The organism is Corynebacterium sp. HMSC073H12 (assembly GCF_001837775.1).
Lineage (GTDB): Bacteria > Actinomycetota > Actinomycetes > Mycobacteriales > Mycobacteriaceae > Corynebacterium > Corynebacterium amycolatum.
On sequence record NZ_KV834023.1, the window covers coordinates 348,704 to 363,903 of the forward strand.

The 15,200-nt window shown below is 61.6% G+C and carries 12 protein-coding genes; 3 read left to right on the forward strand and 9 right to left on the reverse strand.

Annotated elements, in window-relative coordinates:
* Nucleotides 1-66 precede the first annotated feature (66 nt).
* Complete coding sequence (locus HMPREF2708_RS01565) at nt 67-1,593, forward strand: adenylate/guanylate cyclase domain-containing protein (protein ID WP_180950665.1); 1,527 nt, start codon at nt 67-69, stop codon at nt 1,591-1,593.
* A 65-nt stretch (nt 1,594-1,658) separates the two neighbouring features.
* The gene (locus tag HMPREF2708_RS01570) at nt 1,659-2,981 is read left to right on the forward strand and encodes a DUF418 domain-containing protein (RefSeq protein WP_246840290.1); all 1,323 of its coding nucleotides are present in this window, start codon (nt 1,659-1,661) and stop codon (nt 2,979-2,981) included.
* Nucleotides 2,982-3,045: 64 nt separating this feature from the next.
* On the opposite strand, the gene topA is transcribed toward HMPREF2708_RS01570, so the two are convergent.
* The gene (gene topA, locus HMPREF2708_RS01575) at nt 3,046-6,018 is read right to left on the reverse strand and encodes a type I DNA topoisomerase (RefSeq protein WP_070831384.1); all 2,973 of its coding nucleotides are present in this window, start codon (nt 6,016-6,018) and stop codon (nt 3,046-3,048) included.
* A gap of 798 nt (nt 6,019-6,816) precedes the next feature.
* Nucleotides 6,817-7,020: a cold-shock protein gene (locus HMPREF2708_RS01580; protein ID WP_005511370.1), complete on the reverse strand. Its 204-nt coding sequence runs from the start codon at nt 7,018-7,020 to the stop codon at nt 6,817-6,819.
* A 316-nt stretch (nt 7,021-7,336) separates the two neighbouring features.
* Between HMPREF2708_RS01580 and HMPREF2708_RS01585 the strand changes: the two genes are divergently transcribed.
* Nucleotides 7,337-9,673 (forward strand): DEAD/DEAH box helicase, encoded by a 2,337-nt coding sequence (locus tag HMPREF2708_RS01585; RefSeq protein ID WP_070831477.1) that lies wholly within the window; start codon nt 7,337-7,339, stop codon nt 9,671-9,673.
* On the opposite strand, the gene HMPREF2708_RS01590 is transcribed toward HMPREF2708_RS01585, so the two are convergent.
* From HMPREF2708_RS01590 to HMPREF2708_RS01620, 7 genes are all read right to left on the reverse strand, one after another.
* Nucleotides 9,657-10,022: an Rv3654c family TadE-like protein gene (locus HMPREF2708_RS01590; RefSeq protein WP_070831389.1), complete on the reverse strand. Its 366-nt coding sequence runs from the start codon at nt 10,020-10,022 to the stop codon at nt 9,657-9,659. The two genes, HMPREF2708_RS01585 and HMPREF2708_RS01590, sit on opposite strands and share 17 nt — an antisense overlap.
* Nucleotides 10,019-10,372 carry a TadE family type IV pilus minor pilin gene (locus tag HMPREF2708_RS01595; protein ID WP_050773635.1) on the reverse strand — a complete coding sequence of 118 codons (354 nt, stop codon included), beginning with the start codon at nt 10,370-10,372 and terminating at the stop codon, nt 10,019-10,021. Before HMPREF2708_RS01595 ends, HMPREF2708_RS01590 begins: the two co-directional genes overlap by 4 nt.
* Nucleotides 10,365-10,637, reverse strand: a complete 273-nt coding sequence (locus HMPREF2708_RS01600; RefSeq protein WP_005511372.1) for a DUF4244 domain-containing protein — start codon at nt 10,635-10,637, stop codon at nt 10,365-10,367. Before HMPREF2708_RS01600 ends, HMPREF2708_RS01595 begins: the two co-directional genes overlap by 8 nt.
* Nucleotides 10,638-10,843: 206 nt before the next feature.
* Nucleotides 10,844-11,497: a type II secretion system F family protein gene (locus tag HMPREF2708_RS01605; protein WP_005511368.1), complete on the reverse strand. Its 654-nt coding sequence runs from the start codon at nt 11,495-11,497 to the stop codon at nt 10,844-10,846.
* The gene (locus HMPREF2708_RS01610) at nt 11,494-12,366 is read right to left on the reverse strand and encodes a type II secretion system F family protein (protein WP_246840291.1); all 873 of its coding nucleotides are present in this window, start codon (nt 12,364-12,366) and stop codon (nt 11,494-11,496) included. Before HMPREF2708_RS01610 ends, HMPREF2708_RS01605 begins: the two co-directional genes overlap by 4 nt.
* Nucleotides 12,367-12,427: 61 nt before the next feature.
* Nucleotides 12,428-13,585, reverse strand: coding sequence for a TadA family conjugal transfer-associated ATPase (locus HMPREF2708_RS01615; protein WP_083321832.1), 1,158 nt, complete (start codon nt 13,583-13,585; stop codon nt 12,428-12,430).
* On the reverse strand, nt 13,578-14,981 hold the full coding sequence (locus HMPREF2708_RS01620) for a CpaE-like family protein (protein WP_246840292.1): 1,404 nt from the start codon (nt 14,979-14,981) through the stop codon (nt 13,578-13,580). The genes HMPREF2708_RS01615 and HMPREF2708_RS01620 overlap by 8 nt, the downstream gene beginning before the upstream one ends.
* Nucleotides 14,982-15,200 lie beyond the last annotated feature (219 nt).

Sequence of the window (15,200 nt, forward strand, 5' to 3'; positions counted from 1 at the left end):
CGCCCCACAAGACTCTTGTGAGGTAACTACTCCCTGCAATCCGGGGTTGCCACTAAGGTAGTAGTCATGCAACGGCTCTGGCGAAATCTGAAATGGCTAAGCGGGACAATGTGGCCTGCTTATGCCTCATTTATCTTCGTCTGCAACCTTGTCGGAGCCATGATTGTCGGCTTGTTCCTCGGCATGCTGTTGCCACTGAACCAAGAAACTCACTTGCCACGGTTGGCTAATGGTGTCATTTATGCCCTGGCTGGGTACCTGGTTCTGGCAATTATCGCGGGTATCGGCACTACCTGGATCCTGTTCAAACCGCTGGTGAAGTGGCAGCGTCATCCGGATATGCACGATCCGCGGCGGGTGCGATATCTGGTCATGCGCGTGCCCGTCTACCAGGCACTTTTGGGTACCGTCATCTGGTCTTTGGGCGTGATTGTCTTCAGCGGAGTCGCGTTCGCCTATGACAGCAAGATTGGCATGATGGTGCTGCTCACCTCGGTACTCGGTGGCGCCATGGTGGCGCTGTTGACCTATCTGATTGCGGAGCGCATGGTGCGTCCGGTCGCCGTGGAGGCGCTGGCGCGTCGGGCTCCGGATTCCTCGCTGGAGCCACCGATTGGTCACCGCCTGCGCCAGACATGGGTGTTGACCAGTGGTGTTCCAGTGGTGGCAATCCTGCTTGTGCTGATTGGTCAGCGCCGTGGCCTATTCACAGATGATGCGGCAGATTTGCTGCCCACCATCACCGCGCTGGCAATTCTGGCTCTGATTACCGGCTATTTCGGCACGATGCTGGCCAGCATGTCCATCGTTGACCCGATTCGGGATCTCACGGGCGCAATTAACAAGGTCCGCCAGGGCCAGGTGGATACGCGCGTGCCTATTTACGACGGCTCCGAGATGGGCGTTCTCCAGGCAGGCTTCAATGAAATGATGCGTGGCTTGCAGGAGCGTCAGCGGGTCCGTGACCTCTTTGGCCGTTACGTCGGATCTGAGGTCGCCCGCAAGGCTCTGGAAGAAAAGCCAACTTTGGGCGGCGAGAATCGCCTGGTCGCGGTGCTGTTTGTGGATGTAATTGGTTCAACCAACTTCGCGGAGAAGAACTCGCCAGAGGTCGTCGTCCGCGAACTCAATGCCTTCTTCGACCACGTTGTCGACTGTGTGCACCGCAATAAGGGCATTATCAACAAGTTCCAGGGTGACGCAGCTCTGGCTGTCTTCGGCGCTCCCCTACCCCTCGACGACACGGCTGGTCACGCCCTCACCGCCGCCCGTGAACTGCGCGAGGAACTGCTCGACCTCCAACTCAGCGCTGGCATTGGCGTCTCCGCCGGTCATGTCGTCGCGGGCCACATCGGTGCTCGTGACCGTTTTGAGTACACGGTCATTGGTGACGCGGTTAACCAGGCCGCTCGTCTGACCGAGCTGGCCAAGGACACCCCGGGCCGCGTGCTCGCCACGGCTTCCACTATCCGCCTGGCCAACGAGGACGAGCAGGCTCGCTGGACCACCCTGAAGTCCGTGGAGCTGCGCGGCCGCACGCATATGACGCAGCTTGCGCGCCCGGTGCGCCCGACGCTTGCCGACGAGGCCTAGGGGGCAGCGGACTCGTCGGTCTCGCCAACCTGCGTACCCTCCCACAAATCCTTTACGTTGGAGGAATGACTGACAGCCGCTCCAGCTCTAGCACCAACCCCAGACCTCGCATGCTCGTCCCCGACGCTGCGCGCGGATTCGCTCTTCTCGGCATCGCTATCGCGAACATTGCCACTGCCTGGCTGGTTGCAAGCCCCGAGCTGCCCGGAGCATTCTTCGGCGGCGTCATAAACGACAGCATCGCCGACAAAGCCACCGTGCTTTTTACCGCTGTGACCGCACACAATCGCGGGCTGCCGATGTTCGCAACGCTGCTCGGCTTCGGTGTGGGACTCATCGTCCGCAGTTTGGCCAGGAGAAACTTTCCACGGTCGCGGGCGCGAGTGGTCGTCGTAAAGCGTTATGCGTTCCTGGGGCTGTTCGGCATCGCGCACATGCTGTTTCTGTTCTTTGGCGACATCATGTTTCTCTACGGCATCTGCGGCATCATCCTGGGGCTGCTTATGGGGCTTAGCAACAAAGTGCTGACGATCCTCGCGTGGATTGCGTTGACAATTAATGCGGTATTGAGCCTGCTGTTTCTGGCGGTCGCGTTCGTAGTCCCCGACGATGATTTGGTCGGCGCAGAAATCAGCGAGTTAGTCCACGGCGGCGCAATCGAAACGAGCTATCCGGATATGCTCGCCGCGAATCTCGAGGCCCTGACAATGAGCATCACTACTCTGCCGCTACAGCTGTTCATCTACCTGCCGGTGATGATGATCGGCTTCGTGTGGGCTCGCAAGGGCGTGCTTGACGACGTCGACGCGCACCGCCCCCTGCTTATTCGGTGGCTCGTGGTGGCAGTGATTGTCGCCTTCGGTGTCGGTATCCCTATGGGGCTGACCGCGATTGATGTTCTTCCGTCCGAACAGCACATGATCTACCTAACAATCAACAGTTTTGCCGGAGTGTTCGCCGGTCCTGGCATCCTAGCCGGGCTGGCGTTGGCGCTGCAGCCGCTCCAGCGACGCCTGAACGAGGGCGCCGCTGTGCCTGGTTGGCTGGTGCCGATTGTGGCGCTCGGCAAGCGTTCGATGACGGGCTACCTGATGCAGTCGGTGATCTTCTTTGTGCTGGTGTACCCGTTTATGCTGGACATCCCGCGAGACATGGGCGCGTTCGTGCAAACACTCATCGCTGTAGGCGTCTGGTTGGTGACCCTGTTGGCCGCGTGGGCAATGGAGCGACGCGGGATGCAGGGACCGTTTGAGAAGGTGCATCGCCGGCTGTCGTACGGGCCGACGATGCGTGCGGAGTTGGCCGGGTTCGGTGGCCCCAAGCCAGCTCCGCAAGGGGCACTGGTCTCAGCGGGTGCGCCGGGTGCGGCGGACGCGGCGGGCGCTTAAGGCGCGGCGGCAGCTTAAGTGCTCTGCACCCAGTTAGCCTCTGCCGCGGCTAACGGTCAATGCGCTACTTGCCCTTACGCGTTGCCTTCACCACTCGCTTGGTGGTGCGCTTGACCGTCTTCTTAGCGGTCTTTTTTGAGGTCTTCTTCGCAGCCTTCTTCGTGGTCTTGCGAGTCGACTTCTTCGCCGCCTTCTTGGCACCACCGTTTGCGGCTTCCTTCGCGCGGCGCTCAGACAGCAGCTCGCAGGCGCGGGCATCGGTCAGAGTCTCAGGCGTATCCCCCTTGCGCAGCGAAGCATTGGTGACGCCATCGGTGACGTACGGACCGAAGCGGCCATCCTTCACCGACATCGGGCGACCGGAGACATCGTTGTCGCCCAGCTGCTTCAGCGGCGGCTTCGCAGCAGCGCGACCGCGGCGCTTCGGCTCAGCGTAGATACGACGCGCCTCGTCTAATGTCACGGTGAAAATCTGCTCTTCGTTAGCCAGTGAACGCGAGTCCGTGCCCTTCTTCAGGTACGGACCGTAACGGCCATTCTGAGCAGTAATAACCTCGTTATCGACCGGGTCGACACCGACCTCACGCGGCAGGCTCATCAGCTTCAGAGCCTCTTCCAGCGTGACGGTCGACGGCTCCATGGAGGAAAACAGCGAGGCCGTCTTCGGCTTCAGAGTTTCCTCGATGATTTCCGCGGTGCGCTTTTCCTTCTGCTTGGCAGCGGTCTTGGTTTCCCAGTTCTTCTTTCGCTTGCCCTCGGCAGCGCGCTGAGCGTCCTCTTCGGCGCGCTCAGCTGCGATGATCTCCTCAGCCTTGGCTACGACACCTTCGCGCTCTTCATCGGTGACCAGCTCGGTGACATACGGTCCGTAGCGGCCATCGCGAGCAACAATCATGCGACCATTGGCCGGGTTAATGCCCAGCTCACGGCCGCCCTGCGGCATCGCCAGCAGCTTCTCGGCAGCAGCCAGATCCAGCTCGTCCGGAGTCATGGCCTCCGGGATGTTGGCGCGCTGCACCTCGTCGGCACCGTTTTCACCGGCACCCGGGCGCGTGCGCTCCAGGTACGGCCCATAGCGGCCAACGCGAACGATGATTGGGTTACCCTCGGCATCGTCGAGAAGGTGGAGCGAATTGACCTTCCGAGCATCAATCGATTCCAAGTTCACGTCGATGATGTTCTTCAGGCCACCATGGGTCGCAATGGCGTCGGCTCCCTTGTGGCGGTGATCCTTGTCATCGCCGAAGTAGAAACCGGTCAGCCAGGTCGTGCGATCCTTATTGCCCGCAGCAATGCCGTCGAGCTCATCCTCCAGCTCGGAGGTGAAGTCGTAGTTGACCAGATCGGAGAACGCTTCCTCCATCAGCCCCACCACGGCAAAGGCCACCCACGAGGGCACCAGAGCGTTGCCGCGGGAGTAGACGTAACCGCGATCCTGAATGGTCTTGATAATCGACGCGTATGTCGACGGACGACCAATTCCCAGGTCCTCCATCTTCTTCACCAAGCTGGCCTCGGTGAAGCGCGCAGGCGGGTTGGTGGAGTGGCTGTCGGCACTGAAGTCCGTGGCCGTCAGGCCCTGGCCTTCCGTCAACTGTGGCAGACGCTTCTCAGCGTTGTCGGCGACCTTGCGGCCGTCGGAAAGCGCGGAGACCTCAACGTATGCCTTGAGGAAGCCCGGGAAGCGAATCGTGCGTCCAGTGGAGGCGAACTCGACGGCGTGAGTATCGGTGGCGCCAGCGATGGTGACCTTCATGGACGTGCCGCGTGCGTCGGCCATCTGCGAGGCGACCGTGCGCTGCCAAATCAGTTCGTAGAGCTTGAACTCCTCGGCATCCAACGATCCCGCCAGCTGCCCCGGCGTAGCGAATGTCTCACCAGCCGGACGAATTGCCTCGTGAGCTTCCTGCGAGTTCTTCACCTTGCGCGAATATTGGCGCGGCGCATCGGCGACGTACTCCGAGCCGTAGAGCTCCAGCGCCTGCTTACGCGCGGCGTCAATACCGGCCTTGGACAGCGTCGTGGAGTCGGTACGCATGTAGGTAATGTGACCGTTTTCGTACAGACGCTGCGCCACACGCATCGTGCGCTCAGAGGTGTAATGCAGCTTGCGGCCCGCCTCCTGCTGCAGCGTAGAAGTCATGAACGGCGGGTACGGACGGCGCGTGTACGGCTTCTCCTCCACCGACGCGACCTTGAGCTCAGAGCCCACGAGGTCCGCCGCCAGGGTTTCGGCGAGCTGCTTATCGACGACCCGGATGCCATCGGACTTCTTCAGCTGGCCACGGTCATCGAAGTCTCGGCCCTGCGCTACGCGCTGACCATCAACGCTGGTCAGGGTTGCAACGAATTCCTTCGGCTGGTTGGCGTCAGCAGAAGTCGAGCCGGTGTCCAGAGTGGCGGCGACATCCCAGTACTCAGCGGAGATAAACGCCATGCGCTCGCGCTCACGCTCGACGATGACACGCGTTGCCACCGACTGCACACGGCCTGCCGACAGGCGCGGCATGACCTTCTTCCACAGCACCGGGGAGACCTCGTAGCCGTAGAGACGGTCGAGGATACGGCGACCTTCCTGGGCGTCGACCAGGTTCTGGTCCAGCTCACGGGTGTTGGCGGCGGCTTCCAAGATGGCCTGCTTGGTGATCTCATGGAACACCATGCGACGCACCGGCACCTTGGGCTTCAGAACCTCCAGCAAGTGCCAGGCAATAGCCTCGCCCTCACGGTCAGGGTCAGTTGCGAGATAGAGCTCGTCGACTTCCTTGAGCTTGGCCTTCAGGTCGGCGACTTTCTTCTTCTTATCAGCGCTGACGACATACAACGGAGCGAATCCGTTGTCGACGTTCACACCCAGACGAGCCCAGGGCTCCTTCTTGTAACGAGCCGGAACGTCGGCTGCGCCACGGGGCAAGTCGCGAATGTGGCCCACCGACGCCTCCACGATGTAATCATCGCCGAGATACGGCTGAATCTTGCGAGCTTTCGTCGCCGACTCGACAATTACAAGGCGCTTGAGGCCGTCTGAATTCGCCATAGAAGTTTTTCTATCCTGCAACGTTGAATGTTTTTGACTGTTTAGGTTCTGGTTTTCGTTTAAATCTTGGGGTTCCTGGCCGGACTCTGGCCGGGCTTCAGCTGTGAGAAGCCCGCGATCGGTTCCAATCGGTTCCAACCGGTTCCAATCAGTTCAAATCAGTTCCCGGCCGCGTTCTCCCGGAAGATTATCTGGAAAGAATATGAAGAATATAAGGAATACCGTACACACAATCTAGTTTGTCGCGTGGAATCCTCAAGTATCGGGCGGATTTTGGGTGTGACTGAAGGGGCTGCTGTGGGGGGGGACCCCGATGGCAGACCCGACGACTGCTCTGCGGCTGGCCATGACCATCCCAGTGACTGGCCATGACAGACCGCAGCGGGCGCAGCGGGCGCGTGATTGCGGGCTGCAAATGTGAAACTGTGCGAGTCTATGACACTTTCAGGCCATTTTTCGGGCCATTTTTGACATAAACGCAGTCAGTAACTCGGATCGACCCGCCGTCGCTGACATAAACGCGGTCAGTAACTCGCATTGAGGTAAGTATCGAAGGCGCCCACCCGCCGACGCGCCGGTCAACACGCTGAGCAGACACACTTTTGTCTATTACCCCGCGATTGCCGCGCACTCCGGGCCCCAGAAACACAAAAATCCCACGCAGAAATTACTTTCCACGTGGGAGAATCAAGGCTCACCCCATGAACACAACATGGACCTTGAAAAGCCAAACATTCCGCGAGCCAAACTGAATAAAAGCCCAGTTCAGAACCGAACTCAGCCCCGAACTACTAAGCCTTACAGAGGCTTCACGTCCAGAGCCTGCGGGCCCTTCTGACCCTCACCAATCTCGAACTCGACTGCCTGGTTCTCTTCCAGCGTCTTGAAACCAGTGCCCTGGATCTCGGAGTAGTGAACGAACACGTCGTTGCCACCGTCAGCTGGGGCGATAAACCCGAAGCCCTTCTCCGAGTTGAACCACTTCACAGTACCCTGTGCCATTACAAAACTTCCCAACTTCAGGATTCGATAAAACAAGTATTCGCCACGCACATCCGGCCACACACAATGGGGTAAACACGGCCAGAACACCCTTTCCGCCTCGCACGGGCTTTTGCTGGGTGCCCTTTGGCGGGCGATACACTCAAAAAGTCTGCCACGTTTGGGGCGCGAGCGCCGATTAGGAACAGCTTCTTGCCACCCCCGTAAACCCGTGTTCGGGGTTCGGAGAAACTGGGTTGTCGAATAGCGAAAATGTGGCTGGCAGGAAGCGTCGTCAAGCATATGAAGTGCGCGTTTACAGGAAAGGGTGGTGTCGGTGGAGTCGTTTGGGCGGGAGCTGCTGGGGCCGGTTATTCGTGCGCATCCGCGGGCGACGGTGACGCACATTGCGGATCTTCCTGCACGCGCTGGCGTGACCGCACCTTGGCCTGAGTGGGTGCCGGATTGGCTGAAAGAAGTGCTGGTAGATCGCGGAATTGAGAACCTGTGGACCCATCAGGCAGCAACCGCGAACCTCGCCCGCGAGGGCGTGCACTGCGTCGTCGCGACGGGCACGGCGTCGGGTAAATCGCTCGGCTATCTGCTGCCCGTGCTCACAGAACTGTCCGCCACCCCCGCGGCCACCGCGCTGTACCTCTCCCCGACCAAGGCGCTGGGCGCCGATCAGCTGGACACTGCACGCGCGATGGCACCGGTGTCGCTGAGCTCGCTGATTTCGCTTTACGACGGCGACACCCCGCAAGACGCCCGGCGCGCCATCCGCGACCACGCCCGTTGGGTGTTTACCAACCCCGATATGCTGCATGTTTCGGTCCTCGGCAATCATGTTCGGTGGACGCGGATGCTGCGCAACCTGCGCTATATCGTTGTCGACGAATGCCATGCCTATCGAGGCGTGTTCGGCGCCAACGTCTCCCAAATTCTGCGTCGCCTCCTGCGGCTATCCCGGGAATATGGTGCCTCGCCGACCGTGATTTTTGCCTCTGCGACTACCAACGACCCTGCTGACCAGGCTCGTCGCCTCATCGGCGAGCCTGTCGAGGCCGTCACCGAAGACGGCGCCCCGGTCGGTGAGCGGACTATCGCCCTGTGGGAACCCGGCCTGCTCCCTGATCTCCAAGGCGAGAACGGCGCACCCGTGCGCCGCCCCGCCCCGACCGAGGCCGCAGATATCATGGCCGACCTGCTTGTCGAGGGCGCCCGCACCCTGACCTTCACCCGTTCGCGGAGCAGTGCCGAGAAGGTAGCGCTCGGCGTGCGCGAGCGCCTGGAGAAGCGCCGCCGCAGCGATATCGCCGAGCGCATCGAGTCTTACCGCGCCGGCTACCTGGCCGAAGAACGCCGCGACATCGAGCGCATGCTCGATGACGGCACCCTGCTTGGTGTGGCCACCACCAATGCGCTGGAGCTGGGCATTGACGTCGGTGGCCTTGACGCGGTGGTGCAGGCCGGTTTCCCGGGCACGGTCGCTTCATTCTGGCAGCAAGCCGGCCGCGCGGGCCGTCGTGGACAGGGCGCGCTGGTGGTGTTGGTGGCTCGCGATGATCCCATGGACACTTACTTGGTCCACAACCCTTCGGCACTGTTGGGCCGGCCGGTGGAGAAGACCGTCTTCGATCCCCGTAACCCGCATGTGGTGTGGTCACACCTCTACTGCGCGGCTGTGGAGAAACCCGTCACCACCAGCCAGCTTCAGGCGTGGGGAACCCTGCCCGTAGCCGAAGACATGGTGTCAGCGGGCTGGTTGCGCAAGCGCACCTGGGAAGGACAAGAACCCGTCTACTACCCGACCGACCGCGATGAGGGGCCGCGCATTGCCACTGCCCACGATGCCGTGAACGTTCGTGGCGGTGATGGTCAGGAAGTGGCCATCGTCGACCAGACCGATGGTCGGCTGCTTGGCACCATCGATCTAGGCCGTGCGATGCAGCAGGTCCACGACGGTGCCGTCTACTTGCACCGCGGTGAGTCCTATCTTGTCGACCAGCTGGACTTCGACAGCCTCGTCGCCCTGGTCCACCCCGAGCAGCCGCGCTATTCCACCAGCTCGCGCATGGACACCACCATCCGCATTCTGGACGTTGACGATATGCGCCACTACCAGGGCTTACAGGTCGCTTCCTGCCAGGTCGAGGTCTTTCACCAGGTCACCTCCTATCTTCGTCGTCTGGATACCGGCGAGATTCTCGACAGTGTTGAACTTGACTACCCTCCGCAGCGTTTGGTCACGCGCGCCGTGGCTTACACAATGCCCGAGTCCACCCTGCGCTCGTGGGGTGTGGGCTCCGACATCGCGCCGGGGGCTCTCCACGCAGCCGAGCACGCGGCTATCGGCATGCTGCCGCTGATTGCCACCTGCGACCGCTGGGATATCGGCGGTGTTTCCACGGTCATGCACGCCGATACCCAGCAGCCCACCGTTTTTGTTTACGACGGGCACCCTGGTGGTGCGGGGTTTGCCGACCGCGGCTACGAGGCCTTCGCTCAGTGGGTTCGCGCGACCCGCGATGCCGTCGCCGCCTGCGAGTGCGAATCTGGCTGCCCATCGTGCATCCAGTCGCCCAAGTGCGGCAATGGCAACGATCCGTTGGACAAGGCCGGCGCAATCAAGGTGCTCAGTGGGGTCTCTCGCGCACTTAACGACGGCCAGTAGCAGCATCCTCCACCGCTTCCGGCCCTGCTCTGGACGTTGCTTTTCTCTCCTTTCGTTGGACGCTGACCTGCACGTCCTCCCCATCAATCTCGCAAGCCACAAGGCGTGCGTGGTTAGCTTTTGCGATTGACCCCGCAGCTTTGCAGGCGTCGTCGCTCTCTTGCGCAGCCACGGCGCCGGCCACCGCGGCCAGATCCGCTGCTACCGCTGCCTGCCGAGCCTGCACCACCCTCACCCCGGTTGTAACTCCAACCAAAGTCAGAACGACGAAAGCGGCGATGAACAGTGCGGCTGCGACTGTGGTGGAACCTTCTTCTTCGCGAAGAAGGCGGGCTGTCACGTTTCTCATGACGATGCCACTCTTTCCCGCAGTGCGACCGCGCGCGCTTCCAGCGAAAATGGCCCCGCTGAGCGCCGAATGGTCACGCGCACGGTACCGGAGGTTTCCGATATCGCGACCTGTCCATCCGCGTCGGCGCGGAGCTCGGCTACTGTCTCCGCATCGCCCCGCGCCTCAGCCCGTGCGATGGCTCCGGCTGCGTCGGTAAGCCCTAGGTACATTGCGATGGTGACCAGCCCTGACAGGGCCGTGACCATGACCGTGACCAGTGCCGCGAGACCGAAAGCGGTTTCTACCGTGGTTTGGCCTTCGTCGCCGACGCACAGGCGATGAAGCGTAGAGCGGATGCGGCTAGACATCGGTGTTGAGCGCCCTTTCGATGATGTCGGTGAGCGCCTGGGTGATATCCCCGCCGGTCACGACGGTGTAAAGCAGGGCCCCGAAAGCGGCGGCCGCGATCGTTCCCAAAGCATATTCCACGGTTGACATGCCGTTTTCCTCAGTTGCCAGAGCGTGCAGACGCTTGTGCAAATACGAGCGCAGCTGGGACTGTGCAGCGGTCAGCGGATTGGTTGGAAGATTGGTTGGAACATTGGTTGGACGGTTGGAGTTTTGAGTGGTCATGAATGTTTCCCCCTATGTGGATGTCGAGTGACAGGTCAGTTGTGAAGTGTGATGTGCATTGACGCGCGTTGCCCCGCGCTGACGCATGGTGGATTGCAGCGTGGCAGGTGGCCCGCGTGCACAAGCGAGAACGCAACCGAAAGCGCAACCAGCACTGCATCCGGCGCGTGCCAGCGCGCGAAGCTGGGCGCAGAACTGTCCGAGCTTCATGACGGCATCAGTCCTGCAAACATTTCGTCGGCAAGCCCGGCGATTGTGGGCACCAATCCCAGCACCACAAACGCGGGTAGAAAGCACAACGCCAGCGGCCCGGCAATGAGGACACCAGCCTTTTCAGCGACGGCTTGCGCCGCATCGTGCGCTTGACTGCGGTACGTGGCAGCGGTGTCTTCCAATGCCTGCGCCAGAACGGTGCCGGATTCGCTTGCGCGGCGCCCAGCCGTCGCCAGAGGCTCGAGCGCGGGCGTGGCAGCAAGGCTGTCCCAAGCGGAGTGCGCGCCCACAGCTAACCTGGCGGAACACTGTCGAAGTGGCTCGGCCAGCTCAGGGTTTGCGCCATCGGCGGCTGCTTCCATGGCCTGGGACAATGGCATACCGGAGCTCAAACAAGCACCAATGATGTCGAGGGCCGCCGCGGCATCGAGCAGCACAGCTGGGCTGATGCGCTCACCGCCAATGACAGTTCGCACACGTTCCCTCACCTGTGCGGCAATCTGCGCCACCCGACTGGTCACCTGCCGGCGCACGCTTCCTCGCGTACGAGCATCCGACTCGGCTACCAATTCGGGCAGTCGGCTGCGGACGGGATTGAATGTCGGCAAGCAGAGGTAGGCGGCGATGAGAAGTGCGGCGGCAATCATTGTCCGGCCTCCGCACGATTGATGATGGCGACAGCCCATTCGATGCCCGCGCACACCAGCCCGACACCGATGACCAGCACAATTCCTCCGATACCGCGACTGAGGAACTCGAAGGGGGACGCTCCGAAAGCTTGCCCCATAATCAGCCCGAAGACTGGGAGCGAAGCCAAAATGGCAATCGTCATGCGTGGTCCCGCCAGCGCGGCCGACGTCTGTGAGCGATGTGCCTGACGAGCCTGCAGATCACCCCGCGCACAGTCCAGTAACCCGGCCAAGCTTAGACCATGTTGCTGCGCCACCGTCCACATACGCCCAATCCGACGCAGTTGCTCCGAAGACTCTTCGGTCTCCCACGGGTCGGCGAAGTTCGCGCGGTGCGCCGCGTGCGCAAGATGATCGGCCAACACAGTCATGTCCTCTGCCCTGCGCAATTCCGCTGCTGCCGCGTTGAGCGCTCTTGAGGCCGCCGCACCTGCGCGCAACTGCGCGGTCAAGGTTTCCAGCGCTACCGCAGCGCTGTCCGCTTCCCGACGTTCACAGCGCCTCTCCCCCACAGCTCGCACTACGGCTCCTGCGGTGCGGCCCAGCAATAGCCCGGCTATGACACCTGGAATCCCGGCGAGCCACAGCAACACGAGTGCCGGGCCTGCAACGATGAGAATCGATAGCCCTGCAGCTCTATTCGCACTGCCAGTGCTTGCGGCGCTCGACCCCGTGGAACCAGCCCCAAGTCCAATCATGCGCTGCAACCACTTCAGTCCACAGGACACCTCACGGGCACGGCCTGCCAGCGCTCGCGAGCGCACCGCCGCCGAGCTGTCCGGCCAGATAGCGACTGCCGCAGCCGCGCCCCCAATGAGTACGGTCACGCTAAATCCCTCCCCCATAGCTGTTAATCTCCCCGTCTAATCCCCTGACTTTTCCCCCGGGTTATTCCACCGACTGTTCCCTGCCGACCAGCAACTTCTGCAACGTTTCCCACCCCGGCCCCGGCCCGTCCCGAGCAGTCCAAACCTCCACCACCTCCGGTGGGTTACCGCGCAGCAGCCCGATCTGCGCCAGCCGGCGAACATCAGCGCGTTCGACCACCAACACCACCTGCACCGCAGAGACCAACTGCGCGTGCAGCCCGGCGCGACCAAGGCCACCGATCAGCCCCAAAGCCTCAAAGCGCGCGACGACATCCCCAATCCGGTTGGCGTGAATTGTCCCCGCCCCACCGCGATGCCCCGTGTTCAACGCAGCCAGCAGATCCACCACCTCGGCACCACGAATCTCACCGACGACAATGCGGTCGGGACGCATGCGCAACGCCTGTTTCAGCAACTCCTGCTGCCCAATCGCACCGGCCCCCTCCAAGTTGGCGGCTCTGGTCACCAGCTTCACCACATGCGGATGCTGCGGTTGCAACTCCGGAGTGTCCTCGATGCACACAATGCGCTGATCAGGATTAACTTCTGAGAGCATCGCCGCCAATAGCGTCGTCTTTCCCGCACCCGTACCTCCGGCGACAATAAACGACAGCTGTCCCGCCACGATTCCCCGCAACGCCGGCAGAATCTCCGGTGGAAACAGCCCGACATCGCACAACTCCGCAAGCCCGCGACGAGCCGGACGCAGCACCCGCAGGCTAATCTGAGTGCCGGTCGCTGACGGTGGTGAAAGCACCGCATGAACTCGCACACCACAGCCGCCGACACCACCAGGAATATGGCCGTCGGCCCAAGGTTGCGCGTCGTCAAGCCTTCGTCCGCACCGCGACGCGAGCCGCACCGCATACGCGCGCACCTCGCCCTCGTCCGCGAAGGAAATCTCGGCCTGCTCCAGTCCGTTGCCGGCATCGACCCAGACCTCGCCGGGCGCGGTGACCAGCACATCGCTGACACCCGGGCGGCGCAACAGCGCATCCAACACGCCCGCGCCCACTGTTTCCTCACGAATTGTGCGCAGAATCTCCAACACCTTCACATCGGAGACAACCCCCGCGGTCTCCGCGCGAATGATGTCGGCGACCTCGCTATGCGATGCCACCCCAGGCCGCTCCGCAAGCGCCGTCCGCACCGCCGCCAACAGCCTGACATCATCCATCGCCACCACCGCCGACAAGGGCAAACATCGCTTCCAATCCCCGCGTCAGCTTGCCGACGGCCCCAGCGAGCCCGCCCACATCTATCTCGTGAGCTACTTTCTTGCAGTACTCAATCTCACCAACAATGGGCAGATCGAGCGCGTACTCAACCTCTTCGACACTGATATCACGGTGCTGCTGGTGCCGAACCGCAAGACTTGGCGTGAATCCTGCCTGTGCACAGATGCTGGCCAGGTGTCCACCGGCTGCGATAGCTCGGACAGAGGTGGGCAGGATGATGACGGTGTCATCGGCAAGCGCGCCGAGAGTGGTGACGTACTCCACTTGCTTCGGGCAGTCCACGATGACCGTAATTCCGGCATGAATAAGGCAACTAATGGTGCTGGCAATGTGTCGAACATCGTCGGGTCTGTCGGTTCTGCCGGGTCTGTCGGCACTGTCGAATTTGGTGGCCGCCGAGGCGTGGTTGTAAGCCGTCTCGGGCGTGCGACTGCGGGTCCACGTCAACACTTTCAGCGCGGGTGATCGCGGGCAGGATGGCAGTGCTTCGTAGAGTGCCGCCCCGTCGAGACGGCCATCAGCAGCCGAGAAGTCTTGCCACCTCAGTCCCGGTTCCGTTTCCATCCCGAGCACCAGATCAATACCTCCCGCCAGCGCATCTGCGTCCACCAAGCAGATGGGCTTTTCACGGGAAAGAACCAATGCACTCGCTGCCGCCGTAATGGAAGCACCGGCACCGCCGACCGCAGGAACCAACATCAGGCACGTTGCCGTGGAATCGGTTGTAGTTGCTGGCACGTTCAGTACGGGTTCTGTACCTGGTGCTGTAATCACGTCTGCGCTCGCAGGTGACGCTGGGGTGTGTTGGTGGTTCAGGAGGCTCGAGCCGTGTTGGAAATCGGAGAGCCTCGGACCATCCGGACGTACCTCGGCTCGGCCGAGCAGTTCGACAATATCGACGTTATCCGCGGGCAAACTAGCGCTGTAAACAGGAGCTAAAACCTTCTCCACCTGCGTATCTTCCGCCTCAGTATCACTGCGGACCAGAAAGATTGCTCCCTCACAATGAGGCCGCCCGGCTAATCTTCGGGCTGCCGACGCATCAACGAACACCGCTGGTGCCCGACGCCACAGGGCCGATGAAACTCCCGCTCCGGTCGACGCGGACACTGACGCTGTGGCTGATACTGGTGGTGATGCTAGCGACGATGCCAATGCTTGTGCGGCCACTGGCGCTGCAGCCACAGGTGGCACGGTCTCTTGCACACAGTCACGACCGGTAGCAGCGACTATGAGTGCAACCTCTTCACGCAGCGCTTCATCATCGACAGCGTTGACTACTGGATTTGCTGAAGCCTCGGTTCGCGGAGCCATGGACAGTTTCTTGATTGCCATGGCCATAGCGTGCACTAAAAGGCGGATTCAATGAGGCTCGCAAGGGGCCAAAACCTCGCTGTCTGTGGATAATTTTCAGACTGTGGATAACTGCCGAACGCTACGTTGCCCTAGTCTTATGACTGCTGCGCGGCCTGGCCAATGCAAGTTAGTGACTGCGTTTATGTCAAAAATGGCACGAAAAAAGCCGGTAGGTTCATGCGGTGAATGCATCACCAC

Excerpts from the sequence above, each read along its gene's own strand:
- HMPREF2708_RS01565 (WP_180950665.1), top strand. The coding sequence starts at position 67 with ATGCAACGGCTCTGGCGAAATCTGAAATGGCTAAGCGGGACAATGTGG.
- HMPREF2708_RS01570 (WP_246840290.1), top strand. The coding sequence starts at position 1,659 with ATGACTGACAGCCGCTCCAGCTCTAGCACCAACCCCAGACCTCGCATG.
- topA (WP_070831384.1), bottom strand. The coding sequence starts at position 6,018 with ATGGCGAATTCAGACGGCCTCAAGCGCCTTGTAATTGTCGAGTCGGCG.
- HMPREF2708_RS01580 (WP_005511370.1), bottom strand. The coding sequence starts at position 7,020 with ATGGCACAGGGTACTGTGAAGTGGTTCAACTCGGAGAAGGGCTTCGGG.
- HMPREF2708_RS01590 (WP_070831389.1), bottom strand. The coding sequence starts at position 10,022 with ATGAGAAACGTGACAGCCCGCCTTCTTCGCGAAGAAGAAGGTTCCACC.
- HMPREF2708_RS01595 (WP_050773635.1), bottom strand. The coding sequence starts at position 10,372 with ATGTCTAGCCGCATCCGCTCTACGCTTCATCGCCTGTGCGTCGGCGAC.
- HMPREF2708_RS01600 (WP_005511372.1), bottom strand. The coding sequence starts at position 10,637 with ATGACCACTCAAAACTCCAACCGTCCAACCAATGTTCCAACCAATCTT.
- HMPREF2708_RS01605 (WP_005511368.1), bottom strand. The coding sequence starts at position 11,497 with ATGATTGCCGCCGCACTTCTCATCGCCGCCTACCTCTGCTTGCCGACA.
- HMPREF2708_RS01615 (WP_083321832.1), bottom strand. The coding sequence starts at position 13,585 with ATGGATGATGTCAGGCTGTTGGCGGCGGTGCGGACGGCGCTTGCGGAG.
- HMPREF2708_RS01620 (WP_246840292.1), bottom strand. The coding sequence starts at position 14,981 with ATGGCAATCAAGAAACTGTCCATGGCTCCGCGAACCGAGGCTTCAGCA.